Here is a 26,198-nt window from a genome sequence, read left to right as displayed (position 1 = left end):
GGTGCGCGTCGTCTCGCTGGTGCCGTCCCTGACCGAGGCGGTGGCCGTCAGCGCGCCCGGCCTGCTGGCGGGGGTCACCGACTGGTGCACGCACCCCGCGGACCTGGGGGACGCGGTGCGGATCGGCGGCACGAAGAACCCCGACGTACGGGCCGTCGCGGAGCTGCGCCCGGACCTGGTGATCGCCAACGAGGAGGAGAACCGGGCCCCGGACCTGGAGGCGCTGCGCGCGGCCGGACTGGAGGTGCTGGTCACCGTGATCCGGGACCTGCCGCAGGCCCTGAGCGAGCTCGACCGGCTGCTGGTGGGGGCCCTGGGGCTGGAGCGGCCCGAGTGGCTGGACCGGGCCGGGGAGGCCTGGGCGGACGTGGAGCCCGTCGGCCCCCTCACCGCCTTCGTGCCCGTCTGGCGCCGTCCCTGGATGGTGCTGGGCCGCGACACCTTCGCCGGTGACCTCCTCGCCCGGCTCGGGGTGCGCAACGTGTACGCCGGACACCCTGAGCGGTACCCGAAGGTGCCGCTCCCCGAGCTGACGGCGAGCGGCTGCGACCTGGTGGTGCTGCCCGACGAGCCCTACGCCTTCACGGCCTCGGACGGCCCGGAGGCCTTCCCGGGCCTGCGGGCCGCCCTGGTGAGCGGCCGTCACCTGACCTGGTACGGGCCTTCGCTGGCCGAGGCCCCGGCGGTACTCGGCAGGGCGCTCAGCGGGTAGCGGGCAGCAGCCGGCCGGTGAACAGGCCGCGCAGGGTGTGGGCGGCGGCGACCACCCAGGCGGTGACCAGGGCCAGGAAGAGGGCGGCGGCCAGCCGGCCGAAGGCGTCGAGCCCGGTGTGGCGGGCCAGCCCGGCAGCGCCGGTGGCGCAGGTGCCGACGGGGAAGGTCAGCGCCCACCAGGTCATCGCGAAGCCCATGCCGGCGCGGGCGGCCCGGACCAGCATCGCGGTGGCCAGCGCCAGCCACAGCAGCGCGAAGCCCATCACGGGCACCCCGTAGACGACCGCGAAGGCGCCGAGCGCGTGGGCGTAGGGGGCGTCGATGGCGCCGGGCGCCACGTCGGCGAGCTGGTTGACGGCGGTGGTCGACTGTCCGAGGGGCCCGAGGACCAGGAACAGGGCGGGCGTCAGCGCCAGGGGCAGGGGGCCGCTCACGATCAGCCGGCCGAAGACCAGGGGGAGCAGCAGCAGGGTGGCCATCAGGCTCACGCCGAACATGGCGTAGCAGGCCAGCAGCAGCGCCTCGCGGGGCTGGCCGGCGGGCAGGTGGGGGACCAGCAGGGGGCCGACGGCGGCGGAGACCATGGGGGAGACCACGGGCAGCAGCCACACGGGGGTGGCCTGGGCGGCCTCGACCTGGTGGCGGACCACCATCAGGTAGGGCACCACCACGGCCATGACCAGGCCGATCACGGTACCGGCGGTGAACAGCACGGTGTCCGCGGCCAGGGCGGCGCCGGTCCCGATCAGGTCCTTGCCGACGATCATGGTGCCGCCGCCGACGGCCAGCAGCGCCATCGCCAGGCAGCCGTAGAAGGGGGCGACGGCCGGGTCGAGGAGGTGCGCGCGGGCCTGGTCGCGGTGGTGCAGCCAGTGGCCCGCGCGGGCGGTGAGCAGGACGGCGAGGGCGACGGCGGACAGCGCCCAGACGATCTGGCAGGCCACCCGCTGGCCGGGGAGCTGGTACGGGAGGGTGGCTCCGGCGTTCGCGATGATCGCCGTTCCCATGACGGGGGCGTACCAGTTGGGGCCGAGGTGGCGCAGCGCGGGGGCCTTGTGGGTCCGGGGCGCGGGTTCGGTGAAGGTGCGGGGTCGCACGACGGTGGTGGCCATGGATCCAGCGTCGCCCCAGGTGGGAGCCGGTGGCAGGGGTCATCACCCTATGAGGCCATAAACTGATGTTATGGGTAATGAGGAGACGGTTCCGCTGGCGCACCGCGTGCCGGACCTGGGCGCGCTGGAACTGCTGCTCACGGTGGCCCGGGTCGGCAGCCTCAGCGCCGCCGCCCGGCACCTGGGCATCACGCAGCCGGCGGCGAGCAGCCGCATCCGGGCGATGGAGACACGTCTCGGCGTCGCCCTGGTGGACCGCTCCCCGCGCGGCTCGACGCTGACGGCGGAGGGCGCGCTCGTCACGGACTGGGCCCGGCGGGTGGTGGAGGCCGCCGAGGCCTTCGACGCCGGGGCGCAGGCGCTACGGGGACGGCGGGATTCGCGGCTGCGGGTCGCGGCCAGCATGACCATCGCGGAGTACCTGCTCCCGGGTTGGCTGATCGCCCTGCGCGGGGAACGGCCCGACACGGCGGTGTCCCTGCACGCCGGGAACTCGGCCGACGTCGCCCAGCGCGTCCTCGCGCACGAGGCCGACCTCGGCTTCGTGGAGGGGCTGTCGGTCCCGGACGGCCTGGACTCGGTGGTCATCGCCCAGGACCGCCTGCTGGTGGCGGTGGCGCCGGGGCACCCGTGGGCGCGGCGCTCGCGCGGGGTGGACCCGGCGGAGCTGGCCCGCAGTCCGCTGATCCTGCGCGAACGGGGCTCGGGCACCCGCCAGGTCCTGGACGCCGCCCTGGCCGCGTCCGGGGGGCTGGCCCAGCCGCTGCTGGAGCTGGCCTCGACCACCGCCGTCAAGGCGGCGGCGCTCAGCGGTGCCGGGCCGTGCGTCCTGTCGGAGCTGGCGCTGCGGGACGAGCTGGCGGCCCGCCGGCTGGTGGAGGTGCCGGTGCCGGGCGCCGCCCTGGCCCGCGCCCTGCGCGCCGTCTGGCCCACCGGCGCCCGCCCGGCGGGCCCGGCGCGCGACCTGCTGTCGCTGACCCGGCGGAGGGCGTAGGCCGTCCGGACGCCGGACCCGGAGGCGCGGTCCGGGACGCGCGAGGGCCCCGGCGCCCGGGAGGAGGCGCCGGGGCCCCGTGGGGGGATCCGGGGTCAGGACACCGGCACCGGCACCGGTACCGCGCGACGGTCGGCGGCGGCCTCGATCAGGGAGTCCATCACCCGGGTGTCCTTGTCCCGCTCCGGGTGCCACTGGACGCCCAGGACGTAGCGGGAGCGGTCGGGGTCCTCGATGGCCTCCACCGTGCCGTCGTCCGCGTACGCCGAGACGACCAGCCCCCGGCCCAGGAGGTCCACGGCCTGGTGGTGGTAGGTCGGGACGTCCGCCTTCTCGGGGACCAGCTCCGCGTAACGGGTGCCCGCGACGGGGGTGACGGGGTGCCAGGAGGTGACGCCCGGGGTGTGGACGTGCCCGTCGATGTGCTGGATCAGCGTTCCGCCCAGGGCCACGTTCAGGGCCTGCATGCCCCGGCAGATCCCGAGCACGGGCAGGTCCGCCTCCAGGGCCGCCCCGATCAGGGCGAGTTCCCACTCGTCGCGGACGCGCGCGGGGGGACCCGTACGGGGGTCGCGCGCGGCTCCGTAGAGGCGCGGGTCCACGTCCGGGCCGCCCGAGACGATCAGTCCGTCCAGCCGGCCCAGCACCTCCGCCGCCCGCTCCGGTTCGTCCGGCGGCAGCAGGACGGCCGCCCCGCCCGCCGCCTGGACGAGCTCGTAGTACCCGGAGGGCACGAGCGACGTGGGCAGGTCCCACACGTTGTAGCGGGTGGATTCCTCCACGTAGGTGGTGATGCCGATGAGCGGCCTGGGCACGGATTACCTCCAGGGTGGTGCCGGACAGCGTGCGGGGTAAAGGATTTCAGTCGCGGGTCAACTCCGCCTCGGCTTCCGCCAGCGCGGCGGCTTCTTCCTCAGGTGCCGAGGCCACGAGGCGGTGGCGGCTGTAGAAGGCGAAGTAGGCCAGGGCGACGGCGTACACGGCGAGGGCGATGAGCGCCGCGTCCTGGTCCACCAGGAAGGTGGCGACCAGCGCCGACAGGGCCAGGACGAAGGCGACGGACGAGGTCAGGACCCCTCCGGGGGTGCGGTACGGCCGCTGCAGGCCGGGCTCCCGGCGGCGCAGCACGATGTGCGAGAGGGCCATCAGGGCGTACGAGATGGTCGCCCCGAACACCGCGATGTTCAGCATCCGCGCACCGTTGCCGGTGGCCGCCGCCAGGGCGAATCCGATGGCGCCGGGGATCACCAGTCCGAGGTACGGGGCCTTGCGCTTGGAGGTGAGCGAGAGGAAGCGCGGCAGGTACCCGGCCCGGGAGAGGGCGAAGAGCTGGCGCGAGCCCGCGTAGATGAGGGAGAAGAAGGAGGCGACCAGGCCGGCGAGTCCGGCGTAGTTGACGAAGCGGCTGAGCACGGTCGGTCCGCCGTCCCCCTCCAGGGCCACGACCAAGGGGTTTCCGGCGGTCCTGACGGCGTCGGCGCCCTGGGCGCCGGTGGCGGCGAAGAAGGTGATCAGGGCGAGGAGGGCGAGGACGCCCATGGAGATGGCGAGGGCCTTCGGCATGGCGCGGACCGGATCCTTGGCCTCCTCGGCGGCCAGCGGCACGCCCTCGACACCGAGGAAGAACCACATGCCGAAGGGGAAGGCCGCCCAGATGCCGAGGACCCCGAAGGGCAGCCAGGAACTGGAGCCGAACGCGCCCGTGTCCACGGCGATGTCGTCCAGCGAGCCCGCGTCGAACTCGGTGAGGGCCCCGAGTGCGAAGATCAGCAGCGCGGCCACGGCCACGGCGGTGACGACGAGGCTGAAGCGCAGCGCCTCGCCCACGCCCCACAGGTGCACGCCGATGAAGACGACGAAGCAGCCGAGGTAGACCGGCCAGCTGGAGGTCAGTCCGAACAGGCCGAGCGATTCGACGTAGTCGCCGATGAAGATGACGATCGCCGCCGGGGCCAGGATGTACTCGATGAGGATGGCCGTGCCGGTGAGGAAGCCGCCCCACGGGCCGAGCGCGCGGCGGGCGAAGCCGTAGCCGCCGCCCGCCGTCGGCAGGATCGTGGACAGCTCGGCGAGGGAGAACACCAGGCAGGCGTACATCGCGCCCATGAGGACCGTGGCGATGGCCAGCCCGCCGAAACCGCCCTTGTCCAAGCCCACGTTCCAGCCGGAGAAGTCGCCGGAGACGACGTACGCGACGCCGAGCCCGGTCAGCAGCAGCCAGCCGGCGCTGCCGCGGCGCAGGGTGCGGCGCTCCAGGTACTCCGCGTCGGCGTCCTTCGCGGAGGCCGGTGGTGCGGATACGGGCACGGGTGCGGTGTCGTCGGCCATGTGCGCTCCTGCCTAGGGCAATGCAATGGTTGTGAGGCGTACCTTTGCGTCATGGGCGGGGAACGCGCAAGACCCCCGGCGTTAAACGGGGGTTACGAAAACCTCTCCGGCCCCGCCGGAACCACCGGCTCTGCCGGCCCCGCCGGACCCGTCGCCCCCGCCCGCGCGCCGCCTCAGGCCAGGAACCCGCGCAGCAGGGCCGCCGTCCCGCAGCAGTGCTCGCGCATCACCGCGCGGGCGCCCTCGGCGTCGCGTTCGAGCACCGCCTCCACCAGGGCCGTGTGCTGCTGCTGCGAGTGCTCCAGGTTGCGCACCAGCAGCGGGATGCAGTCCAGCAGCTCGTTCACCGTCGCCCGGACGGCGGCGTACTGGGCCGTCAGGGTGGCGGAGCCGGCCAGCTCGCACAGGGTCAGGTGGAAGAGGGTGTCCTGGCGGCGGTACTCGGCGAGCGGGGCGTCGTGGGTGGCGGCGAGCGCGGTCAGCAGCCGTTCCGCCTGCTCCTCGGAGAGCCCCTGCGAGGCGCACAGCCCGGCCGCGCCCACCTCCAGCACCTCGCGGAAGCGCAGCGCGTCCTCGATGTCCACTCCCGCCACGCGCCTCCGCAGCTCCTCCTCGGCGCCGCCGGCCGGCGTGTCGGGACGGGCCAGCACGAACGTTCCGCCGTACCGTCCGCGCCGGGCCTCCACCAGTCCCTGGTCCTGCAGCACCTTGAGCACCTCGCGCAGGGTGACCCGGCTGATCCCCATCCGCTCCGCCAGCTCCCGCTCGGGCGGCAGGCGCTCCCCGCCCGGCACCAGGCCCAGCCGGACCACCTGGAGGATCTGCTCCAGCGCCTCCTCGAAGCCGTTGCCCGCCCGCACCTGGCGCAGTACGGGATTCAGCCGCGCGATCGCGCCACCGCCATCCGCCGTGTCGGTCATCTCGGCTCCTCCCCTTCCCAAGCAATGGTTCTATTCAATACCTTAGGCCTCCTCGGCTCACCGAAGGAGAGATTCCAGTGGTAGACCGCATGCCGCCGCTCGCGCCCGAGGAGCTCCGTGCCCTCGTCGCGAGCGGTGAGATCGACACAGTCGTCCTGGCCTTCCCCGACATGCAGGGACGTCTTCAGGGCAAGCGGTTCGCCGCACAGTTCTTCCTCGACGAGGTCCTCGCCCACGGCACCGAGGGCTGCAACTACCTCCTCGCCGTCGACACCGACATGAACACCGTCGACGGCTACGAGATGTCCTCCTGGGACCGCGGCTACGGCGACTTCGCCATGCACCCCGACCCCGCCACCCTGCGCCGCATCCCGTGGAACCCCGGCAGCGCCTTCATCATGGCCGACCTGGCCTGGAGCGACGGCACGCCCGTCGTCGCCGCACCCCGCCAGATCCTGCGCCGCCAGCTGGAGCGCCTCGCCGAACTCGGCTACACCGCCATGGTCGGCACCGAGCTGGAGTTCATGGTCTTCCAGGACACCTACGAACAGGCCTGGAACGCCAACTACCGCGGCCTGACCCCCGCCAACCAGTACAACATCGACTACTCCGTCCTCGGCACCGGCCGCGTCGAACCCCTCCTGCGCCGCATCCGCAACGAGATGCAGGCCGCCGGCCTGGTCGTCGAGTCCGCCAAGGGCGAGTGCAACCTCGGCCAGCACGAGATCGCCTTCCGCTACGACGAGGCGCTCACCACCTGCGACCAGCACGCCGTCTACAAGACCGGCGCCAAGGAGATCGCCGCCCAGGAGGGCGTCTCGCTCACCTTCATGGCCAAGTACGACGAGCGCGAGGGCAACTCCTGCCACATCCACCTCTCGCTCGCCGACACCGAAGGACGCAACGCCATGGCCGGGGACGGCCCGGACGGGATGTCACCGCTGATGCGGCACTTCCTGGCCGGCCAGCTGGCGGCGCTGCGCGACTTCTCCCTTCTCTACGCCCCGAACATCAATTCGTACAAGCGCTTCCGCCCCGGATCCTTCGCCCCCACCGCCGTCGCCTGGGGCGTCGACAACCGCACCTGCGCCCTGCGCGTGGTCGGCCACGGCCGCTCCACCCGCTTCGAGAACCGCCTCCCCGGCGGCGACGTCAACCCGTACCTCGCCGTCGCCGGCCTGGTCGCGGCCGGACTCTACGGCGTCGAGAACCGCCTCGAACTGCCGGACGCCTGCGCCGGCAACGCCTACACCGCCGACTACGCCCACGTCCCCACCACCCTGCGCGAGGCCGCGGAACTGTGGGAGAACAGCGAGATCGCCAAGGCGGCCTTCGGCCCCGAGGTCGTCGCCCACTACCGCAACATGGCCCGCGTCGAACTCGACGCCTACGACTCCGCGGTCACCGACTGGGAGCTGCGCCGCTCCTTCGAACGCCTGTAGAAGCCACCCCCAACCGAACATCAGGAAGGCACCCACGTGTCCGATGTGCTGGAAGTACTGAATCCGGCCACCGAGGAAACCGTCGCCACCGTCCCGGCCGCCACACGGGACGATGTCGACGCCGCCGTCGCCCGGGCCGCCAGAGCCCAGCGCGCCTGGGCGGCGGCACCCCCCGCGGACCGGGCCCGACTCCTGCGCCGCTTCGCGGCGGTGGTCGACGGACACATCGAGGAACTGGCCCGCCTGGAGGTCGCCGAGGCCGGCCACACCCTCGGCAACGCCCGCTGGGAGGCCGGCAACGTACGCGACCTCCTCGACTTCGCCGCCGGGGGAGTGGAACGCCTCTCCGGCCGCCAGATCCCCGTCGCCGGTGGCATCGACGTCACCTTCCTCGAACCCCTCGGCGTCATCGGCGTGATCGCGCCGTGGAACTTCCCCATGCCGATCGCCGCCTGGGGCCTGGCACCCGCCCTCGCCGCGGGCAACGCCGTCATCCTCAAGCCCGCCGAGACCACCCCCCTCACCGCCCTGCGCCTCGCCGAACTCGCCCTCGAAGCCGGGATCCCCGAACACCTCTTCCAGGTGCTCCCCGGCCACGGAGCGGTCGCCGGCGACGCGCTGGTCGAACACCCCGGCGTCGCGAAGATCGTCTTCACCGGCTCCACCCGCGTCGGCAAGCAGATCATGGCCAAGTGCGCCGACCGCGTGAAGCGCCTCACCCTCGAACTCGGCGGCAAGAGCCCCAACATCGTCTTCGCCGACGCCGACCTCGAGGCCGCCGCCGCGGCCGCGCCCATGGCCTTCCTGGACAACACCGGCCAGGACTGCTGCGCCCGCACCCGGATCCTCGTACAGCGCTCCGTCCACGACCGCTTCCTGGAGCTCGTCGCCCCCGGCATCGAGTCCGTCGTCGTCGGCGACCCCCTGGACGAGAAGACGCAGATGGGCCCGCTCATTTCCCGCGGCCAGCTGGAGCGCGTCCGCTCGTACGTCACCGACGACCTCACCACCATCCGCGGCAAGGCCCCCGAGGGCCCCGGCTTCTGGTACCCGCCGACCCTCGTCACGGACGTGGACCCCACCGCGCCCGTCGCCACCGAAGAGGTCTTCGGCCCCGTCGCCGTCATCCTCCCCTTCGAGGACGAGGAGGACGCCGTACGCCTGGCCAACGCGACCGAGTACGGACTCTCCGGCTCCCTCTGGACCCGCGACGTCGGCCGCGCCCTGCGCGTGTCCCGCGCCGTCCGGGCCGGCAACCTCTCCGTCAACTCCCACAGCAGCGTCCGCTACTGGACCCCCTTCGGCGGATACAAGCAGTCCGGACTCGGCCGCGAGCTCGGACCCGACGCCCTCACCGCTTTCACCGAGACCAAGAACGTCTTCATCAGCACGGAGGCCTGAACCCCATGACCGACCGCACCGAAGAGATCGTCTGCCGCCGCCTGGTCGGCCGCACCGCCGTCATCACCGGAGCCGGCAGCGGCATCGGCCTCGCCACCGCCCGCCGCCTCGCCTCCGAAGGCGCCAACGTCGTCTGCGCCGACATCGACCCGGCCGCCGGCAAGGCCGCCGCCGAGGAGGTCGGCGGCACCTTCGTCCAGGTCGACGTCACCGACAAGGACCAGGTGGAGGCCCTCTTCAAGACGGCCTTCGACACCTACGGCTCCGTCGACATCGCCTTCAACAACGCCGGCATCTCGCCCCCGGACGACGACTCCATCCTCACCACCGAGCTCGACGCCTGGCGCCGCGTCCAGGACGTCAACCTCACCTCCGTCTACCTCTGCTGCAAGGCGGCCCTCCCCTACATGCAGCGCCAGGGACGCGGCTCCATCATCAACACCGCCTCCTTCGTGGCCATCATGGGCGCCGCCACCTCCCAGATCTCCTACACCGCCTCCAAGGGCGGCGTCCTCGCCATGTCCCGCGAACTCGGCGTCCAGTTCGCCCGCGAGGGCATCCGCGTCAACGCCCTCTGCCCGGGTCCCGTCAACACCCCCCTGCTCCAGGAGCTGTTCGCCAAGGACCCCGAGCGCGCCGCCCGCCGCCTCGTCCACATCCCGCTCGGCCGGTTCGCCGAACCCACCGAGATCGCCGCCGCCGTCGCCTTCCTCGCCAGCGACGACTCCTCCTTCATCAACGCCACCGACTTCCTGGTCGACGGCGGCATCTCCGGCGCGTACGTCACCCCCCTGTAGGCCGGCTCACCCCCTCGACGGCGGCCGGGCGTCCACGACGCCCGGCCGCCGTGCTCCACCGTCCCCGGCGATCCCGTACGAGAACAGGAGCACCAGCCCCCGTGACCCGTCCCTCCCCCGCCCGACGGCTCCAGACCCTCGCCGCCGCCGTCGCGACGGCCGCCGCGACCCTCACCGCCGCCGCCCCCGCCCAGGCCGCACCCACCGCCTGCACCACCCCGAAACCCGCCGCGGGCTGGTACGGGGACAACCAGGCCCGCCTCCAGCAGCTCATCGACCGCTACGGCGACTGCGACCCGCACCGCCCGCGCCGGGCCAGACCCGTCGCCGTCTTCGACTGGGACAACACCGTCGTCAAGAACGACGTCGGCGACGCCACCATGTTCTGGCTCCTGCGCAACGGGAAGGTCCGCCAGCCCGCCGGCGGCGACTGGAGCACCACCAGCCGCCACCTCACCCCGGCCGCCGCCCAGGCCCTCGCCACCGCCTGCGGCCCCCTCGCCCGCCCCGGCGCCCCCCTGCCCACCGGCACCCCCGAGGGCGCCGCCTGCGCCGACGAACTCAACGCCGTCTACGGCACCTCCGCCACCCGCACCGGCGCCGCCGCCTTCGCCGGCTGGGACCGCCGTACGACCGACCCCGCCTACGCCTGGCTGCCGCAGCTGATGCAGGGCTGGACCGCCCACGAGGTACGCGGCTTCGCGGCCGCCGCCCGCACCGAGAACCTCGCCGCCCCCATCGGCGCCGTGCAGCGGGTCGGCACCGGCACCGCCACCGCCTGGATCCGCTACTACGACCAGCAGCGCGACCTGATCGAGAGGCTCCGGCGCGCCGGCTTCGACGTCTGGATCAGCTCCGCCTCCCCGCAGCCCGTCGTCGAGGTCTGGGCCCAGGACGTCGGCATCGGGGCGGACCACGTCATCGGCATCCGCAACACCACCCGCGACGGCAGGCTGACCAGCCACCTCCAGGGCTGCGGATCCGTCCCCGACGGCGCCGACACGATGACCACCTACATCGACGGCAAGCGCTGCTGGATCAACCAGGAGGTCTTCGGCGTCCGCGGCCGCGCCGCCGAGAAGGTCCAGCCGCCCTCCCGCCGCCAGGTCTTCGCCGCGGGCGACTCGGACACCGACATCTCCTTCCTGCGCGACGCCACCGCCCTGCGCCTGGTCATCAACCGCAACAAGAACGAACTCATGTGCCGCGCCTACGACAACAGCGACGGCAAGTGGATCGTGAACCCGATGTTCATCGAGCCCAAGAAGCAGAAGCCCGGCCCCTACCCCTGCTCCACCACCGGCTACACCGACCACGACGGCACACCGGCCCCCGTCCGCCGCCCCGACACGAGCATCGTCCCCGACCAGACGGACACGGTCTTCTAGAGGAAGGTCCGCCCCTCACCCCGGTACGTCGGAACGGACCCGGTCACCCGGTCCCCCTCCACCAGGTGCAGGGTGTCGAACCGCTCGCACAGCTCACCGGCCTTCGCGTGCCGGAACCAGACCCGGTCGCCGATCAGCAGGTCGTCGGCCGGGCTCCCCAGCAGCGGGGTCTGCACCTCGCCCGCGCCCTCCCGCGGGTCGTAGCGCAGCCCGGCCGGCAGGTACGGCACCGGCAGCCGGTCGGCCCCCGCCGCCCCGGAAGCCGGATAGCCACCGCCCAGCACCGTCACCACACCCACCCCCGGCCGCCGGACCACCGGCTGCGCGAACAGCGCCGCCGGACGCCCCCGGAACGTCGTGTAGTTGTCGAACAGCCGGGGCACGTACAGCCCCGACCCGGCGGCGATCTCCGTCACCGCCTCCTCCGCCGCCGTCTCCGCGACGCTCCCCGTCCCGCCGCCGTTGACGAACTCCAGCTCCCCCACCACCGCCCGGACGGCCCGCACCGCCTCGGCGCGCCGCACCGCCAGCTCCTTGCGCGCCGCGCCCTGCATCAGCCGGATCATCCGCGAGCGCACCGGCCGCCCGGCCAGCGCGTCCCCGACGCCGGCCACGTGCCCCTCGTAGCCCATCAGCCCCACCACCCGGAACCCCGGCCGCGCCGCCACCGCCGCCGCCAGCTCCGCCAGCTGCCCCGGCTCCCGCAGCGGCGACCGCCGCGCCCCGACCCGCACCCGCCCGCCGAGCAACCGCAGGGCCGTGTCCAGCTCCAGGCAGACGCGCACCACCTCGGCCCCGCCGCCCCGCGCCCGGTCGATGAGGTCCAACTGCGCGGGGTCGTCCACCATCACCGTCACCGCGGAAGCCAACTTCGCGTCACCGGCCAGCTCCGCGAATCCGCCCCGGTCGGCGGACGGGTAGGCGAGCAGCACGTCCTCGAACCCGGACCGGGCGAGCCACAGCGACTCGGCCAGGGTGTACGACATGACCCCGGCGAACCCCGGCCGGGCCAGCACCCGTTCGAGCAGCGCCCGGCACCGCACGGACTTGCTGGCGACCCGGACGGGCTTCCCGCCGGCCCGCCGCACGAGATCGTCGGCGTTGGCGTCGAAGGCGTCCAGGTCCACGATGGCCAGGGGCGCGTCGAGATGCGCGGTCGCCCGGTCGTACCGGGCCCGGTCCGAAGTCATGGGCGGCAGCTTGCCAGACGGCTTTACCGGTGGGTAGGCCCTTGCCCTCGCCCTGGCCGGGCGGTGTGCCCGCCGCCCCTGCGCGGCCCCCCGTGCCCCGGAGCTCCGCCCCGGCCCCCTCCTGGGGGCCAGCCCCCAGACCCCCGCGCCTCAAACGCCGGCGGGGCTGAAGTCGCCGACCAGGCTGGAGTTGCAGGCCAAACCGGAGTTGCAGGTCAAGCCGGGACTGCAGACGAGGAGGCCGGCGAGGCGGAGTCGCCAGCGGCAGCACGCCGGCGCCGGCAAAGACACGGGCGGCCGGAGAACCACGTGAGGGGGCGGGGACGGGGTGGGGTGCCGTCCGGGGCCAAAACGAGATGAATTCGGCGCCCGGTGCCCCGTACAACCGGACCCTGAACGGGCGCCGAACATCGAAGCCCGCCCCGGACGACACCCCCACCCCGGCACCGCCCCCGACCCGAAACCACCCCACCGAACCCCGCCCGACGGGGCAACACCCCACCCGCACCCCGCCCGAACAAGGCCACCCCGCCGCCCCCCAACCGCCCGGCCAGGGCAACGGCCCGGCCAGGGCAACGGCAACCGCCCCGTAGAGTACGGGCAGGCAGCCGTACGGAACGGGGGGCGGAGCCGCCGGATGACCACGACGACACCACGGACCGAGGTCCTGGGCGACCCCGAGCAGCCGCCGGCCCCGACACCACTGCACCGACCGCCCCGCCGCCACCCCGCCCGGGTCGTCAGCGCCACCCTCTGCGCCCTCCTCGGCACCGCCCTCCTCGCCGGCGCCGCCACCACCGCCTGGCGCGACCACCGCGCCTCGCACCGCCCCCTGCCCCCCGACGCGGCCTACCGCCAGGCCGCCTCGCTGTGGCGGTCGGCCCCCGTGGACGGCCTCCTGCCCCCCGTGCTGGACGCCCCCGGATCCGGCCCCGGCGGCGCCGACCGCAGCTGGATCCGGATCGCCCTCGCACCGGACGCCGACTGCGCGGCCGTCCTGCCCGCCGACTGGCGGGCGGCTCTCGCCGCCACCGGCTGCACCCGCGTGCTCCGCGCCACCTACACCGACGCCACCCGCAGCTCCCTCGTCACCGTCGGCCTGGTCTTCACCCCCGCCGACGCCACCGCCATGGACGGCCTCCGGGGCCGGCTGACCGTCCCGCCCGCCTACGAGTACGCCGACGCGCGCCGCGCCGCCTGGACCGCGACGGTCTCCGCCGAGGCCCCCGCCGTCGTCTACGCCGTCTCCGCCTTCGCCGACGGCCGCACCGTCGACGCGCCGGTCCCCGCCGAGGAGGCGGTCCGGTCCGGCGCCACCGGGACCGTCGCCGAGGCGGGGCTCGGCCACACGGCGAAGGCCGCCGCCGACCGGGCCGCACAGGCCCTCACCGGCCTCGCCGCCCCCGCCTCGAGCACGGCCCCCGTCCCGCCCCCGCCGACGAAGGGGTCCGCCCGATGAAACCGGCCCCCCTGCGCACGGCGGCCGCCGCCGCCCTCGCCGCCGCCCTCCTCGCCGGGTCCGCCGCCCACCCCGCCGCCGCCGACACCATCCGCGACCGGCAGTGGGGCCTGCTCGCCCTGCGCGCCGAGGAGGCCTGGGGCACCACCCAGGGCGACGGGGTCACCGTCGCCGTCCTCGACACCGGCGTGGACGCCAGCCACCCCGACCTCGCCGGCCAGGTCCTCGAGGGCGCCGACCTCGTCGGCATGGGCGCCGGCCGCGGCGACCGCGCCTGGGCCCGCCACGGCACGGCGATGGCCGGCATCATCGCGGGCCGGGGCCACGGCCCCGACCGCTCGCAAGGAGTCCTCGGGATCGCGCCCCACGCGAAGATCCTGCCCGTCCGCGTCATCCTCGAAGAGGGCGACCCCGGCCGGGCCGAGGCCCGGGACAGCAAGGCCGGCGCCCTCGCCGAAGGCATCCGCTGGGCCGCCGACCACGGCGCCGACGTGATCAACCTCTCGCTCGGCGACGACAGCGACTCCGCGCACCACGAGGCCGCCGAGGACGAGGCCGTGCGGTACGCCCTCGGCAAGGGCGTGGTCGTCGTCGCCTCCGCGGGCAACGGCGGCGAGCGCGGCGACCACACCTCCTACCCCGCCGCCTACCCCGGCGTCATCGCCGTCGCGGCCGTGGACCGCCAGGGCCGCAAGGCACCCTTCTCCACCCGCCACTGGTACGCCACCGTCAGCGCCCCCGGCGTCGACGTGGTCATCGCCGACCCGGACCGCTCCTACTACGAGGGCTGGGGCACCAGCGCCGCCGCGGCCTTCGTCTCCGGCGCCGTGGCCCTCGTCAGGGCCGCCCACCCGGGCCTGTCCCCGGCACAGGTCAAGAAGCTGCTGGAGGACACCGCCGCCGACCGCCCGCCCGGCGGCCGCGACGACGCCCGGGGCCACGGCACGGTCGACCCCGTCGCCGCACTCCAGGCCGGCGCCGCGCTGCGCCCCGAGGCGGCCGTCCCCGCCGCCGTCCCGGCCGGGCGGCGGTACTTCGGCCCGGGACCCGAACCGGTCCGGCCGTCCGGGCGCCGGACGGTGCCCGGTGTGCCGGCGGCCGCGGCCGGGGGAGCGGCCCTGCTGGTGCTGGCCGCCGTACTGGCCCGGCGTCCGCGCGCCGCACGGCGGGATAGAGTCGCGTAACTGTGGCGACCAAGAACATTCCAGACCCCGGTTTCTCCGACGACGACGGCACCGCCGACCCCCGGCTGAGCGCCGCCCTGGCCGCCTGGGCGGCCGACCGGGCGGCCGAACCGCAGCTGCTGGCGGCGCTGAAGGACGCCCGGCTGCTGGTGCCCGTCGTGGCGATGCTCGGCGAGGTCGAGACGGACCCCGAGACCGGCCTCAAGCGCGAGAAGACCAGCGACATGGCCGTGCCCACCCTGACGGCGGGGAACCGCCGGGCGCTGCCCGCCTTCACCTCGATCGCCTCGCTGGCCCTGTGGGACCCGGCGGCCCGCCCGGTGGCGGTCCCGCTGCACCAGGCGCTCGCCGCCGCCGCGCACGAGAAGGCCGACACGGTCGTCATCGACCTGGCCGGCCCGGTCCCGTACCAGCTGACGGGCCCGGCCCTGCTCGCGCTGGCCGAGGGCCGCACGGACGCCGACCCGCTGGCCGACCCGGCCGTGCGCGAGGCCGTACGGGCGGCCGTGGCCGCCGAGCCCGCCGTGCTCCGCGCCCACCTGGGGCGGGGCGGAGCCGACGCCGACGGCACCCTGGCCGTCGTGCTCTCGGCCGACGCCGAGCCCGCCCCGGCGGCCCGCCGCGTGGCCGAAGCGCTGGCGGCGGACGAGACCCTGCGCGGCCGGCTCGTACGCGGCCTGGACCTGGCCCTGCTCCCGGCCGGCGGCCCGGTCCCGCCGGGGGAGCCGCTCTTCGCGCGCTGAGGTCAGCCCGCCCGGATCCCGTACGCCGAAGGGCCGCCGCGACGCGTCGCGGCGGCCCTTCGGCGTACGGAAGCGGAACGTGCGGGAGGACGGTCAGGCGTAGACCGGGCCCGTGAACTTCTCGCCCGGGCCCTGGCCCGGCTCGTCCTGCACGATCGAGGCCTCGCGGAAGGCCAGCTGGAGCGACTTCAGGCCGTCGCGCAGCGGGGCCGCGTGGAAGGAGCTGATCTCGGTGGCGCTGGCGGTGACCAGGCCGGCCAGGGCGGTGATCAGCTTGCGGGCCTCGTCGAGGTCCTTGTGCTCGGAGTCCGGCTTGTCCAGGCCCAGGTTGACCGCCGCGGCGCTCAGCAGGTGGACGGCCACCGTGGTGATGACCTCGACGGCCGGGACGTCCGCGATGTCGCGGGTCATCTCGTCGTAGTCGGGAGGGGTGGAATCGGAGGGCGTCGCGTCAGTCATGCGCTCCACGATAGGTCGTGCGGCGGCCTTGCCATGCGTGGGGTAGTATGGAACTCGACCGGCCGGACACATGCGTGCCCGGCCCACAAGTGGAGGCTCCGATCTCCCACCCGACCACCCTCCGGGGAGGCGGGTCATCCGGTCAGACGGTATCCATCGTTCCGTACGGACGATGGAAAGCCGTCGATCTGCGCCCCGCGGTTCGCACGCGGCGGTGCTCCGGTTGTTTTGGAGCCCCTGCCTGTGCCCGGCGGGGCATTTTTCATTCTCCGCCGCGGTTGAGGTCTGACGACAAAAGACGTCAGCGGTTGTCTGCCAGGCAACCGTGTGGTGCTACCGAGGAGGATCCATCAGCACCGAGCCCCGCATCAACGATCGGATTCGAGTCCCTGAGGTGCGACTCGTCGGTCCCAGCGGCGAACAGGTGGGCATCGTCCCGCTTGCGAAGGCGCTTGAGCTCGCACAGGAATACGACCTGGACCTGGTCGAGGTCGCGGCTTCCGCGCGCCCGCCGGTCTGCAAGCTCATGGACTACGGCAAGTTCAAGTACGAGTCGGCCATGAAGGCCCGTGAGGCGCGCAAGAACCAGGCGCACACGGTCATCAAGGAGATGAAGCTCCGGCCGAAGATCGACCCGCACGACTATGACACCAAGAAGGGTCACGTCGTTCGGTTCCTCAAGCAGGGCGACAAGGTCAAGATCACGATCATGTTCCGTGGTCGCGAGCAGTCCCGGCCGGAGCTCGGCTACCGACTGCTGCAGCGTCTCGCCTCCGACGTCGAGGACCTCGGCTTCATCGAGTCGAACCCGAAGCAGGACGGCCGAAACATGATCATGGTTCTCGGTCCGCACAAGAAGAAGACCGAGGCGATGGCCGAAGCCCGCGAGGCGCAGGCCGCGCGCAAGGCCGAGCGCCAGGGCACCGCCGCCGAGGCCGCTCCGGCCGAGGAGGAGGCCCCGGAGGCCGCCGCCGAGGCCGAGGTCGAGGCCGAGGGCTCCGCCGAGGCGAACGCCGAGGCCTGATCCCGGACAGCCCGTCCCGGATCACCCAACAACATGACGCTCCCGCGAGCCGGTCCCGCCGGACCGGCGGGGGCGCCACCGACGAGGAGATAACGGCGCCATGCCGAAGAACAAGACGCACAGCGGTACCAAGAAGCGCTTCAAGGTCACCGGCTCCGGCAAGGTGCTCCGTGAGCGCGCCGGCAAGCGCCACCTGCTCGAGCACAAGTCGTCCCGCATCACCCGTCGCCTGACCGGCAACGCGGAGATGGCTCCCGGCGACGCCGCGAAGATCAAGAAGCTTCTCGGCATCTGATGTCCTCCGCTCCCCCCGGGGGAGCGGGACGTCAAGACCGGGACCCCATCGAATTTCGGGCCGTGTGAAGACAACCACGGCCCCGCTACAAGGAGTAAAAAGTGGCACGCGTCAAGCGGGCAGTAAACGCCCACAAGAAGCGCCGGGCGATCCTCGAGGCGGCCTCCGGCTACCGCGGTCAGCGTTCGCGCCTGTACCGCAAGGCCAAGGAGCAGGTCACCCACTCGCTGGTCTACAACTTCAACGACCGCAAGAAGCGCAAGGGCGACTTCCGTCAGCTGTGGATCCAGCGCATCAACGCCGCTGCCCGCCAGAACGGCATGACGTACAACCGCCTCATCCAGGGTCTGAAGGCCGCCAACATCGAGGTGGACCGCAAGATCCTCGCCGAGCTGGCCGTCAACGACGCCAACGCGTTCGCCGCGCTGGTCGAGGTCGCGCAGAAGGCCCTCCCGGCCGACGTGAACGCGCCCAAGGCCGCTGCCTAAGGCGCCTGGCCGGCCCGCTCCACGCGGCCGGCACCCCACGGACCCGCAGGCTTCCCGCCTGCGGGTCCGTGTGCTTTCGCCCCGCCACGCAGAACCCGAGAGAGAACCGCAGACACCATGGGTCACCCCACCGAGCTGATCTCCCCCCGATCCCCGCGGGTGGCCGCCGCCCGCCGGCTGGCGCGGCGCAACTTCCGCACCAAGGAGCGCCGGTTCATCGCCGAGGGCCCGCAGGCCGTCCGGGAGGCCGTCGAGCACCGCGGGGCCCAGGGCGCGACCCTGATCGAGCTGTTCGCCACCGTCGAGGCGGCCGAGCGCTACGCCGACATCGTCGAGGCCGCGCTGCTCGCCGGGGCCCGGGTGCACTACGCGTCCGACGAGGTGCTCGCCGAGGTCTCGCAGACCGTGACCCCGCAGGGCCTGGTCGGCGTCTGCCACTTCCTGGACTCCCCCTTCGAGGAGATCCTCAGGGCCGGGCCCCGGCTGGTCGCCGTCCTCGCCCACGTCCGCGACCCCGGGAACGCCGGCACCGTGCTGCGCTGCGCGGACGCCGCCGGCGCCGACGCGGTGGTGCTGACCGACGCCTCCGTCGACCTGTACAACCCCAAGTCCGTACGGGCCTCGGTGGGCTCCCTCTTCCACCTCCCGGTGGCCGTCGGCGTCCCCGTCGAGCAGGCCGTGGAAGGGCTGCGGGCCGCCGGAGTACGGATTCTCGCGGCCGACGGGGCCGGGCAGGACGACCTCGACGCCGAGCTGGACGCGGGCACCATGGGCGGCCCCTCGGCCTGGGTCTTCGGCAACGAGGCCTGGGGCCTGCCCGAGGAGACCCGCGCCCTCGCGGACGCCGTCGTCCGGGTCCCGATCCACGGCAAGGCCGAGAGCCTGAACCTCGCGACGGCCGCAGCCGTGTGCCTCTACGCGTCCGCGCGGGCACAGCGGGCGCCCGGAGGGTGCCGCTCCGTGACCCCCAGCTAGTAATGTGGCCGCCCGGGGGCCCACTGAGCTACCCGGAGATGCGGGGTACGGGGACATGACCGTCGGTACGAACAGCTCACCAGGGGCCGCGGACGCGGCCGAGGAGCGGTTCGGGGACGCCGCCCGGCCCCCGGGCGGCGCACCGCCCGTTCCGCCGCCCGCCCCGGACGCCCCGGCCTCCGTACCGCCCCAGGCGGGCCCCGCCGGCCGTGCCCCCGGCCAGGGGCCCGGCGGAGCCCCCGGGCAGGGGGACGGCGCCTTCCGGATGGACCCCGACGAGCTGCCCGACGGGCTCGTCGTCGCCGACCACACCGGGCACGTCGTCTGCTTCAACCGGGCCGCGTCCAGGATCACCGACATCGCGGCCGGCCGGGCCATCGGTGCCCGCATCGAGCGCGCGCTGCCGCTGGAGGACCTCGAAGGCCGCCGCTGGTGGGCGATGACCGACCCGTACGGGGGACTCGCCACCCGGCGCGGCCAGCCCGAGCGGAACCTGCTGCTGCCCGGCGGGCGCGAGGTGCTCGTCTCCGCCCGCTACGTACGCACCCACCCCACGGGCCCGCTCAGCCGCCTCGTGGTCACCCTGCGCGGCACCGAGGCCCGGCGCCGCACGGAGCGCAGCCACGCCGAGCTGATCGCGACGGTGGCGCACGAACTGCGCTCCCCGCTGACCTCGGTCAAGGGGTTCACCGCGACCCTGCTCGCCAAGTGGGAACGGTTCACCGACGACCAGAAGCGGCTGATGCTGGAGACCGTCGACGCCGACGCCAACCGCGTCACCCGGCTCATCGCCGAGCTCCTCGACATCTCCCGCATCGACTCCGGCCGCCTGGAGGTGCGCCGCCAGCCCGTAGACATCGCCGCCGCCGTGGGCCGCCACGTCCAGGCACTCACCGCGAACGGGCAGGCGCCCGAGCGGTTCCTCGTACGGGTCAGCAGCCCGCTGCCGGACCTGTGGGCGGACCCGGACAAGATCGACCAGATTCTCGGCAACCTCCTCGAAAATGCGGTGCGCCACGGTGACGGAACGGTCACCATCGACGTAGCGCCGCACGAGAAGGGAACAGCCGTCACCGTGACCGACGAAGGCCCCGGGATCCCCGAGGAGTCGATGGGCCGCGTCTTCACCCGCTTCTGGCGGGGGAGCAAGCGCGGCGGCACCGGCCTGGGCCTGTACATCGTCAAGGGCATCGTGGAGGCCCACGGCGGGACCATCACGGTCGGCCGCGGCCCCGGAGGCGGAGCCGAGTTCCGATTTATCCTGCCCGTGAGCGCCCCGGCCTACCTCACGCAGTAACCCTGCGGACGGTCTCGCCAGGCGGCCCACGGGCTCCTCCACCCCCGGCGGCCCTTAGACTCGTCCTTTGGCACCTTTGTGTCCTTGTGCCGATCGATCCGAGCCGTTTCGATCCAGGTCGCGCGGGGACCCACCAGCCAGCCATCGGAAGTACGGGAAGAGATGTCGGCACCGAACAAGTCGTACGACCCTGTCGAGGTCGAGGCACTGAAACCGGAAGAGATCGAGCGCATGCGGGACGAGGCGCTCGCCGCCTTCGCGTCCGCCGGCGACCTCGACGAGCTCCGCGAGGCGAAGACCGCGCACATGGGCGACCGCTCGCCCCTGGCGCTCGCCAACCGCGAGATCGGCGCCCTGCCGCCCCAGGCCAAGGCCGAAGCGGGCAAGCGCGTCGTACAGGCCCGCGGCGCCGTGAACAAGGCCTTCGGGGCCCGCACGGTGCAGCTGGAGGCCGAGCGCGACGAGCGGGTGCTGGTCGAGGAGGCGGTGGACGTCACGCTGCCCTACGACCGTGTGCCCGCCGGCGCCCGCCACCCCCTGACGACGCTGATGGACCGCATCGCGGACATCTTCGTCGGCATGGGCTACGAGGTGGCGGAGGGCCCCGAGGTGGAGGCGGAGTGGTTCAACTTCGACGCCCTCAACTTCACGCCCGACCACCCGGCGCGCCAGATGCAGGACACCTTCTTCGTCCAGGGCCCCAAGGGCACCGAGGGCGACGAGTCCGGTGTCGTGCTGCGCACCCACACCTCCCCGGTGCAGGCGCGTTCGCTGCTGGAGCGCAAGCCGCCCGTCTACATCGTCTGCCCGGGCCGCGTGTACCGCACCGACGAGCTCGACGCGACGCACACCCCGGTCTTCCACCAGGTCGAGCTGCTCGCCGTGGACGAGGGCCTGACCATGGCCGACCTCAAGGGCACCATCGACCACATGGTCAAGGAGCTCTTCGGGGAGCAGACCACCACCCGGCTGCGCCCGCACTTCTTCCCCTTCACCGAGCCGTCCGCCGAGATGGACATGCAGTGCTACGTCTGCCGCGGCGAGTCGGTGGGCAACCCCGACCGCCCCTGCCGTACCTGCTCCAGCGAGGGCTGGATCGAGCTCGGCGGCTGCGGCATGGTCAACCCGAAGGTGCTCGTCGCCTGCGGTGTGGACCCGGAGAAGTACAGCGGGTTCGCCTTCGGCTTCGGCATCGAGCGGATGCTGATGTTCCGTCACAACGTTGAAGACATGCGAGACATGGTCGAGGGTGACGTGCGCTTCACCCGGCCGTTCGGGAGTGAGATCTGATGCGCGTCCCGCTTTCCTGGCTGCGGGAGTACGTCGACCTCCCCGCGGGCGAGACCGGCCGTGACGTGGCCGCCAAGCTGGTCGACGCCGGCCTCGAGGTCGAGACCGTCGAGCAGCTCGGCGCCGGCCTCAAGGGCCCCCTCGTCGTCGGCCAGGTGCTGACCATCGAGGAGCTCGAGGGCTTCCGCAAGCCGATCCGGTTCTGCACGGTCGACGTCGGCTCCGCCAACGGCACCGGCGAGCCGCAGGAGATCGTCTGCGGTGCCCGGAACTTCTCCGTCGGCGACAAGGTCGTCGTGGTCCTGCCCGGCGCCGTCCTGCCCGGCGACTTCGCGATCGCCTCGCGCAAGACGTACGGCAGGACCTCGCACGGCATGATCTGCTCCGGCGAGGAGCTGGGCATGGGCGACGACGGCACGCACGGGATCATCGTGCTGCCGCCGGAGTACGAGCCCGGCACCGACGCGATCGAGCTGCTCCAGCTCGTCGACGAGGTCCTCGACATCGACATCACCCCGGACCGCGGCTACTGCATGTCCATGCGCGGTGTGGCCCGCGAGGCCGCCACCGCCTACGGCCTGCCGCTGCGCGACCCGGCGCTGCTCGACGTGCCCGCGCCGAACTCGTACGGCTACGCCGTGCAGATCTCCGACCCGCAGGGCTGCGACCGCTTCACCGCCCGCACGGTGACCGGCCTCGACCCCGAGGCGCGGTCCCCGATCTGGCTGACGCGCCGCCTCCAGAAGGCGGGCATGCGCCCGATCTCGCTGGCCGTCGACGTCACCAACTACGTGATGCTGGAGCTCGGCCAGCCGCTGCACGCCTACGACCGCTCGCGCCTCGACGGCGCGATCGGCGTCCGCCGTGCCGAGCAGGGCGAGAAGCTCACCACCCTCGACGGGGTCAAGCGCACGCTCGACGCCGAGGACCTGGTGATCACCGACGGCAGCGGCCCCATCGGGCTCGCCGGTGTCATGGGCGGCGCCAACACCGAGATCGCCGACTCGGTCACCGACCCGGAGACGGGCGCCGTCACCGGCACCACCGACGTCGTGATCGAGGCCGCGCACTTCGACTCCGTGTCGATCTCCCGCACCGCCCGCCGCCTGAAGCTCTCCTCCGAGGCCTCCAAGCGCTTCGAGCGGGGCGTCGACCCGCAGGCCGCCGCCGCGGCCGCCCAGCGGACCGTCGACCTGCTGGTGCTGCTCGCCGGCGGCACCGCCGAAGCCGGCGTCACCGAGCTCACCGCCCCGGGAGCCCCACGCACCATCGCGATGCGCGCGGACCACCCGGACCGGGTCGCGGGCATGGAGTACGGCCGCGAGACCGTCGTGCGCCGCCTCCAGGAGATCGGCTGCGACGTCTACGGCCAGGACGAGCTCGTCGTCACCGTCCCCTCGTGGCGGCCCGACCTCGCCGAGCCCAACGACCTCGCCGAAGAGGTCATCCGGCTGGAGGGCTACGGCAACCTCCCGTCCACCCTCCCGCAGGTGCCCTCCGGCCGCGGCCTGACCGCGCGCCAGCAGCTGCACCGCCGGGTCGGCCGCGCGCTGGCCGGAGCCGGCTACGTCGAGGCGCTGAGCTACCCGTTCATCGGCGAGGCCGTCTTCGACCAGCTCCAGCTGCCCGCGCACGACGCGAGCCGCCAGGTCGTCAAGCTGGTCAACCCGATCTCCGACGAGGAGCCGGCGCTGCGCACCACGCTGCTGCCGGGTCTGCTCGGCGCGCTGCGCCGCAACGACAGCCGGGGCAGCCACGACCTCGCGCTCTTCGAGACCGGCTCGGTCTTCCGTGCCGCCGCCGAGCCGGGTGTCGCCGTACGGCTGCCCGTCGACCGGCGTCCCACGGACGAAGAGGTCGCCACCCTCGACGCGGCCCTGCCCGCGCAGCCGCGGTACGCCGCGGTCGTGCTGGCCGGTGCCCGCGAGCAGGCCGGCTGGTGGGGCAAGGGCCGTCCGGCGGGCTGGGCGGACGCCGTCCAGGCCGCCCGCGCGCTGGCCGTCGAGGCCGGTGCGGAGCTGGTCGTCCGCCAGGGCCAGTACGGCCCCTGGCACCCGGGCCGCTGCGCCGAGCTGGTCGTCACCGTCGACGGTGTCGAGCAGGTCATCGGCCACGCCGGCGAGCTGCACCCGCGCGTGGTCAAGGCCATGGGCCTGCCCGCCCGCACCAGCGCCATGGAGCTCGACCTGGACCGCCTCGCGGCGGCCGGCGGCGGCGCCGTGCAGGCGCCCCGGATCTCCACCTTCCCGGTGGCGACCCAGGACGTCGCGCTGATCGTGGACGCCTCCGTCCCCGCCTCGGCGGTGGAGGACGCGCTGCGCAAGGGCGCCGGCGAACTGCTGGAGTCCCTGCGGCTGTTCGACGTGTTCACCGGTGAGCAGGTCGGCGAGGGCAAGAAGTCCCTCGCGTACGCGCTGCGCTTCCGGGCGCCCGACCGGACGCTGACCGCCGAGGAGTCCACGGCCGCGCGCGACGCCGCGGTGGCCCTGGCCGGCGAGCGGACCGGGGCGGTGCTGCGGGGCGCGTGACGCCGCCGCCGCTTGAATCGCTCTGAGGGGCGCGTCCGGATCGCCGGGCGCGCCCCTCACCCGTTCGGGTGGCACCCGGGGCCCTGCGGGGCCGGCCCCCTACCCGCCCTTCCACCGTTCCCAGGGGCTCCGCCCCAGACCCCGCGCCTCAATCGCCGGCGAGGCTGGGCATTCGCCGCGCGCATTCCAGCCCGCGCGGCGATCGAGCGCGCTCCGCGCAGCGGTGCACCCGCGCACACCCGCGCGGCTGGCTGCGGGCGTGCGCGCCGTGCACGGCACCGGGAGGGCGGCCCCACCGCCGACGCCGCCCCCAGGGTGCCGCGCCGCGGCCGACCGGTGCGGGTCCGCCCGTCCCGGGGGGAGTGGAACGGCTCGGGCGGACCCGGGTCACCGGCGGAGCCGCTCCGCACCGGGCCGGTGGACGGACCCGGTGCGGAACCGGCCCGGCTCCGGCGGGCCCGGCGACCAACCGGACCCCTCGGAGCCGTGGTGCGCCGCCCGCGCCTGCCATGGAGTGTCGGGCAGACAGCAGGGGCGGGCGGCGCGGTGCCGGGTCGTCGCACTGTACGAGGGGGAGCCGACGACCGGGCTGCCTCCTTGGCGAGGCTCTTCAGTGAACCGCCCCCGGGGCCCCGCGCGGCAGGGTGCGCAACGCATTTATGCGCGCACTCACTTCACACCCCGTGTGAAGGAAACGAGGAACGCCCCCGCGCCCACCGCTCAGCCACTAGCCTGATGGCGACGAGCCCTTGGAGGGGCCCATGCAGCCCAATGCCCTGCTCGACGCCCTCCTCGCCGAGGCGGGCATGTCCCACGCCGGACTCGCCGCGCACGTCAACCAGGCCGGCCGGTCCCGTGGACTCGCGCTGCGCTACGAACACACCGCCGTCTCCCGCTGGCTGAAGGGGCAGCGCCCCCGCGGCCAGGTGCCCGACCTGATCTGCGAGGTGCTGGGCGGGCGGCTCCACCGTCCCGTCGCCCTCGACGACATCGGGCTCGGGATCCCCGGCCGGCAGAGCCCGCACACCACCCGGCTCAGCGGGTTCGTCGACCGTGCCACCGCGCTGTGGCGCTCCGACGAGCTGGGCCGGCCCGCACAGCTCACCGCGCACGCCCTCACCGGCACCCCGGCCGTCATCCCGGTGTGGGAGTGGGAGAACCCGCCCGAGGACGCCGACGTGTCCCGGGAGGGCCCGCACCGCATCGGCCCCGAGCACATCGAGATCCTGCGTGCGGCCCGGGCGCACTACGAGCTGATGTACCGCCGGGCCGGCGGGATGGCCACCCGGGCCCGGATCGTGCGCTTCCTCGGCAGCGAGACCGCGCCGATGCTGCGCGGGAGTTACTCCGACGAGGTCGGCCGGCCGCTGCACCGGGCCGGTGGCTCGCTGGTGGCGGTCGCGGGGATCTGCGCGTACGACTCCGACGCCCACGGTCTCGCCCAGCGCTACTTCCACCAGGCGCTGCGGCTCGCCAAGGCCGGCGGGGACCGGGGGCTGGGGGCGTACGTGATCGCCCTGCTCGTCAACCAGTCGCTGCACCTGAAGGACTACCGCCAGGCCGTGGCCTTCGCCGAGGCCGCGCTGCGCGCCGCCGGCCGGGACATCACCCCGGCGCTGGGCGCCGACCTGTACGCGATGCAGGCCAAGGCGTACGCGCGACTCGGCGACCGGCGGGCGGCGTTGGCCTGCATCCGGCGCGCCGAGGCGGCCGCCGGGCGGATCGAGCCCGGTGCCGAGCCCGCCGAGACCGGCTACGTACAGCCCGGGCTGGTCAACGTACAGGTGGCGGAGGCGCTGCTGAGCCTGGGCGACCTCGCCGGCGCGCACGAGCAGGCGGCCGAGGCGGTGGGGACCCCGGCGCACGACCGGGGGCGGGTGCACCGCCTCGCGATGCTGTGCGAGATCCAGCTGCGGCGGGGCGAGGCCGAGCGGGCGGTGGCCTCGGCGGCCGAAATGGCCGAACGCGCCCGGGGGATGGAGTCGCTGCGCCTGCGGGACCGGCTGCGGGCCGTCCGGGATCAGCTGCTGAGCAGCGGGTGCGCGGGCGCGGAGGAGACCGCGTACGTCATCGACGGGGCGCTGCGCGTCCCCCTGTGAGGGCGTCGATGAGGGCGTCGGCCGCTGCCGTGCCCCCGTCGGCGGACGCGGAGGGGCGGGGCGGCGGCCCG

The 26,198-nt window shown here is 74.0% G+C and carries 23 protein-coding genes; 17 read left to right on the top strand and 6 right to left on the bottom strand.

What is annotated here, in order from left to right:
- The first annotated feature begins 1 nt into the window (after position 1).
- Positions 2-712 carry a helical backbone metal receptor gene (locus ACZ4WZ_RS19230; protein WP_467891771.1) on the top strand — a complete coding sequence of 237 codons (711 nt, stop codon included), beginning with the start codon at positions 2-4 and terminating at the stop codon, positions 710-712.
- Here ACZ4WZ_RS19230 and ACZ4WZ_RS19225 read toward each other — a convergent pair.
- The gene (locus tag ACZ4WZ_RS19225; RefSeq protein WP_467891768.1) at positions 702-1,826 is read right to left on the bottom strand and encodes a TDT family transporter; all 1,125 of its coding nucleotides are present in this window, start codon (positions 1,824-1,826) and stop codon (positions 702-704) included. The genes ACZ4WZ_RS19230 and ACZ4WZ_RS19225 overlap by 11 nt on opposite strands.
- Before the next feature lie 70 nt (positions 1,827-1,896).
- On the opposite strand from ACZ4WZ_RS19225, the gene ACZ4WZ_RS19220 reads away from it, so the two are divergent.
- Positions 1,897-2,820, top strand: coding sequence for a LysR family transcriptional regulator (locus tag ACZ4WZ_RS19220; RefSeq protein WP_467891765.1), 924 nt, complete (start codon positions 1,897-1,899; stop codon positions 2,818-2,820).
- A 95-nt stretch (positions 2,821-2,915) separates the two neighbouring features.
- On the opposite strand, the gene ACZ4WZ_RS19215 is transcribed toward ACZ4WZ_RS19220, so the two are convergent.
- From ACZ4WZ_RS19215 to ACZ4WZ_RS19205, 3 genes are all read right to left on the bottom strand, one after another.
- A complete protein-coding gene (locus ACZ4WZ_RS19215) occupies positions 2,916-3,635 on the bottom strand; it encodes a gamma-glutamyl-gamma-aminobutyrate hydrolase family protein (RefSeq protein WP_467891763.1) in 720 nt (239 codons plus the stop codon).
- Positions 3,636-3,681: 46 nt separating this feature from the next.
- Complete coding sequence (eat, locus tag ACZ4WZ_RS19210) at positions 3,682-5,148, bottom strand: ethanolamine permease (protein ID WP_467891761.1); 1,467 nt, start codon at positions 5,146-5,148, stop codon at positions 3,682-3,684.
- 173 nt (positions 5,149-5,321) lie between these two features.
- A complete protein-coding gene (locus ACZ4WZ_RS19205; RefSeq protein ID WP_467891758.1) occupies positions 5,322-6,068 on the bottom strand; it encodes a FadR/GntR family transcriptional regulator in 747 nt (248 codons plus the stop codon).
- Positions 6,069-6,145: 77 nt separating this feature from the next.
- On the opposite strand from ACZ4WZ_RS19205, the gene ACZ4WZ_RS19200 reads away from it, so the two are divergent.
- The 4 genes from ACZ4WZ_RS19200 to ACZ4WZ_RS19185 all read left to right on the top strand — a co-directional run bounded on the left by ACZ4WZ_RS19200 (position 6,146) and on the right by ACZ4WZ_RS19185 (position 11,096).
- Positions 6,146-7,510, top strand: a complete 1,365-nt coding sequence (locus tag ACZ4WZ_RS19200; RefSeq protein WP_467891756.1) for a glutamine synthetase family protein — start codon at positions 6,146-6,148, stop codon at positions 7,508-7,510.
- A 36-nt stretch (positions 7,511-7,546) separates the two neighbouring features.
- On the top strand, positions 7,547-8,911 hold the full coding sequence (locus tag ACZ4WZ_RS19195; protein WP_467891753.1) for an aldehyde dehydrogenase family protein: 1,365 nt from the start codon (positions 7,547-7,549) through the stop codon (positions 8,909-8,911).
- A gap of 5 nt (positions 8,912-8,916) precedes the next feature.
- Positions 8,917-9,708: a 3-oxoacyl-ACP reductase gene (locus tag ACZ4WZ_RS19190; protein WP_388945339.1), complete on the top strand. Its 792-nt coding sequence runs from the start codon at positions 8,917-8,919 to the stop codon at positions 9,706-9,708.
- Between the two features lie 101 nt (positions 9,709-9,809).
- Positions 9,810-11,096, top strand: coding sequence for an HAD family hydrolase (locus tag ACZ4WZ_RS19185; RefSeq protein WP_467891750.1), 1,287 nt, complete (start codon positions 9,810-9,812; stop codon positions 11,094-11,096).
- Here the strand turns inward: ACZ4WZ_RS19185 and ACZ4WZ_RS19180 are convergent.
- A complete protein-coding gene (locus tag ACZ4WZ_RS19180) occupies positions 11,093-12,286 on the bottom strand; it encodes an amino acid deaminase/aldolase (RefSeq protein ID WP_467891747.1) in 1,194 nt (397 codons plus the stop codon). The genes ACZ4WZ_RS19185 and ACZ4WZ_RS19180 overlap by 4 nt on opposite strands.
- Before the next feature lie 637 nt (positions 12,287-12,923).
- On the opposite strand from ACZ4WZ_RS19180, the gene ACZ4WZ_RS19175 reads away from it, so the two are divergent.
- Genes ACZ4WZ_RS19175 through ACZ4WZ_RS19165 form a run of 3 tightly spaced genes read left to right on the top strand, consistent with a single transcriptional unit; the run spans position 12,924 to position 15,672 of the window.
- A complete protein-coding gene (locus tag ACZ4WZ_RS19175; RefSeq protein WP_467891745.1) occupies positions 12,924-13,745 on the top strand; it encodes a hypothetical protein in 822 nt (273 codons plus the stop codon).
- Positions 13,742-14,929, top strand: coding sequence for a type VII secretion-associated serine protease mycosin (gene mycP, locus ACZ4WZ_RS19170; RefSeq protein WP_467891743.1), 1,188 nt, complete (start codon positions 13,742-13,744; stop codon positions 14,927-14,929). Before ACZ4WZ_RS19175 ends, mycP begins: the two co-directional genes overlap by 4 nt.
- 2 nt (positions 14,930-14,931) lie before the next feature.
- Positions 14,932-15,672 carry an SseB family protein gene (locus ACZ4WZ_RS19165; RefSeq protein ID WP_467891741.1) on the top strand — a complete coding sequence of 247 codons (741 nt, stop codon included), beginning with the start codon at positions 14,932-14,934 and terminating at the stop codon, positions 15,670-15,672.
- Between the two features lie 93 nt (positions 15,673-15,765).
- Here ACZ4WZ_RS19165 and ACZ4WZ_RS19160 read toward each other — a convergent pair whose 3' ends face one another.
- Positions 15,766-16,131, bottom strand: coding sequence for a DUF1844 domain-containing protein (locus ACZ4WZ_RS19160; protein WP_361609715.1), 366 nt, complete (start codon positions 16,129-16,131; stop codon positions 15,766-15,768).
- Positions 16,132-16,456: 325 nt separating this feature from the next.
- Here ACZ4WZ_RS19160 and infC point away from each other — a divergent pair, with 325 nt between their 5' ends.
- From infC to ACZ4WZ_RS19120, 8 genes are all read left to right on the top strand, one after another.
- Positions 16,457-17,155 (top strand): translation initiation factor IF-3, encoded by a 699-nt coding sequence (gene infC, locus ACZ4WZ_RS19155; RefSeq protein ID WP_467891739.1) that lies wholly within the window; start codon positions 16,457-16,459, stop codon positions 17,153-17,155.
- 100 nt (positions 17,156-17,255) lie between these two features.
- Complete coding sequence (gene rpmI, locus ACZ4WZ_RS19150) at positions 17,256-17,450, top strand: 50S ribosomal protein L35 (protein WP_007263144.1); 195 nt, start codon at positions 17,256-17,258, stop codon at positions 17,448-17,450.
- A 101-nt stretch (positions 17,451-17,551) separates the two neighbouring features.
- Positions 17,552-17,938, top strand: a complete 387-nt coding sequence (gene rplT, locus ACZ4WZ_RS19145) for a 50S ribosomal protein L20 (protein WP_007263143.1) — start codon at positions 17,552-17,554, stop codon at positions 17,936-17,938.
- 117 nt (positions 17,939-18,055) lie between these two features.
- The gene (locus ACZ4WZ_RS19140) at positions 18,056-18,913 is read left to right on the top strand and encodes a TrmH family RNA methyltransferase (RefSeq protein WP_467891736.1); all 858 of its coding nucleotides are present in this window, start codon (positions 18,056-18,058) and stop codon (positions 18,911-18,913) included.
- A gap of 55 nt (positions 18,914-18,968) precedes the next feature.
- A complete protein-coding gene (locus tag ACZ4WZ_RS19135; RefSeq protein ID WP_467891734.1) occupies positions 18,969-20,210 on the top strand; it encodes a sensor histidine kinase in 1,242 nt (413 codons plus the stop codon).
- Between the two features lie 162 nt (positions 20,211-20,372).
- Positions 20,373-21,500, top strand: coding sequence for a phenylalanine--tRNA ligase subunit alpha (gene pheS, locus ACZ4WZ_RS19130; protein WP_467891732.1), 1,128 nt, complete (start codon positions 20,373-20,375; stop codon positions 21,498-21,500).
- Complete coding sequence (gene pheT / locus ACZ4WZ_RS19125) at positions 21,500-24,028, top strand: phenylalanine--tRNA ligase subunit beta (protein ID WP_467891730.1); 2,529 nt, start codon at positions 21,500-21,502, stop codon at positions 24,026-24,028. The genes pheS and pheT overlap by 1 nt, the downstream gene beginning before the upstream one ends.
- A gap of 761 nt (positions 24,029-24,789) precedes the next feature.
- The gene (locus tag ACZ4WZ_RS19120) at positions 24,790-26,127 is read left to right on the top strand and encodes a transcriptional regulator (RefSeq protein ID WP_467891728.1); all 1,338 of its coding nucleotides are present in this window, start codon (positions 24,790-24,792) and stop codon (positions 26,125-26,127) included.
- Positions 26,128-26,198: the final 71 nt, after the last annotated feature.

It is taken from the genome of Streptomyces sp. NPDC029122, from assembly GCF_055569445.1.
This window is presented reverse-complemented; position numbering and strand designations above follow the sequence as displayed.

Coding starts and splice junctions, on each gene's coding strand:
- ACZ4WZ_RS19225 (WP_467891768.1), bottom strand. CDS start 1,826: ATGGCCACCACCGTCGTGCGACCCCGCACCTTCACCGAACCCGCGCCC.
- ACZ4WZ_RS19220 (WP_467891765.1), top strand. CDS start 1,897: ATGGGTAATGAGGAGACGGTTCCGCTGGCGCACCGCGTGCCGGACCTG.
- eat (WP_467891761.1), bottom strand. CDS start 5,148: ATGGCCGACGACACCGCACCCGTGCCCGTATCCGCACCACCGGCCTCC.
- ACZ4WZ_RS19205 (WP_467891758.1), bottom strand. CDS start 6,068: ATGACCGACACGGCGGATGGCGGTGGCGCGATCGCGCGGCTGAATCCC.
- ACZ4WZ_RS19190 (WP_388945339.1), top strand. CDS start 8,917: ATGACCGACCGCACCGAAGAGATCGTCTGCCGCCGCCTGGTCGGCCGC.
- ACZ4WZ_RS19180 (WP_467891747.1), bottom strand. CDS start 12,286: ATGACTTCGGACCGGGCCCGGTACGACCGGGCGACCGCGCATCTCGAC.
- ACZ4WZ_RS19175 (WP_467891745.1), top strand. CDS start 12,924: ATGACCACGACGACACCACGGACCGAGGTCCTGGGCGACCCCGAGCAG.
- mycP (WP_467891743.1), top strand. CDS start 13,742: ATGAAACCGGCCCCCCTGCGCACGGCGGCCGCCGCCGCCCTCGCCGCC.
- ACZ4WZ_RS19160 (WP_361609715.1), bottom strand. CDS start 16,131: ATGACTGACGCGACGCCCTCCGATTCCACCCCTCCCGACTACGACGAG.
- rpmI (WP_007263144.1), top strand. CDS start 17,256: ATGCCGAAGAACAAGACGCACAGCGGTACCAAGAAGCGCTTCAAGGTC.
- ACZ4WZ_RS19140 (WP_467891736.1), top strand. CDS start 18,056: ATGGGTCACCCCACCGAGCTGATCTCCCCCCGATCCCCGCGGGTGGCC.
- ACZ4WZ_RS19135 (WP_467891734.1), top strand. CDS start 18,969: ATGACCGTCGGTACGAACAGCTCACCAGGGGCCGCGGACGCGGCCGAG.
- pheS (WP_467891732.1), top strand. CDS start 20,373: ATGTCGGCACCGAACAAGTCGTACGACCCTGTCGAGGTCGAGGCACTG.
- pheT (WP_467891730.1), top strand. CDS start 21,500: ATGCGCGTCCCGCTTTCCTGGCTGCGGGAGTACGTCGACCTCCCCGCG.
- ACZ4WZ_RS19120 (WP_467891728.1), top strand. CDS start 24,790: ATGCAGCCCAATGCCCTGCTCGACGCCCTCCTCGCCGAGGCGGGCATG.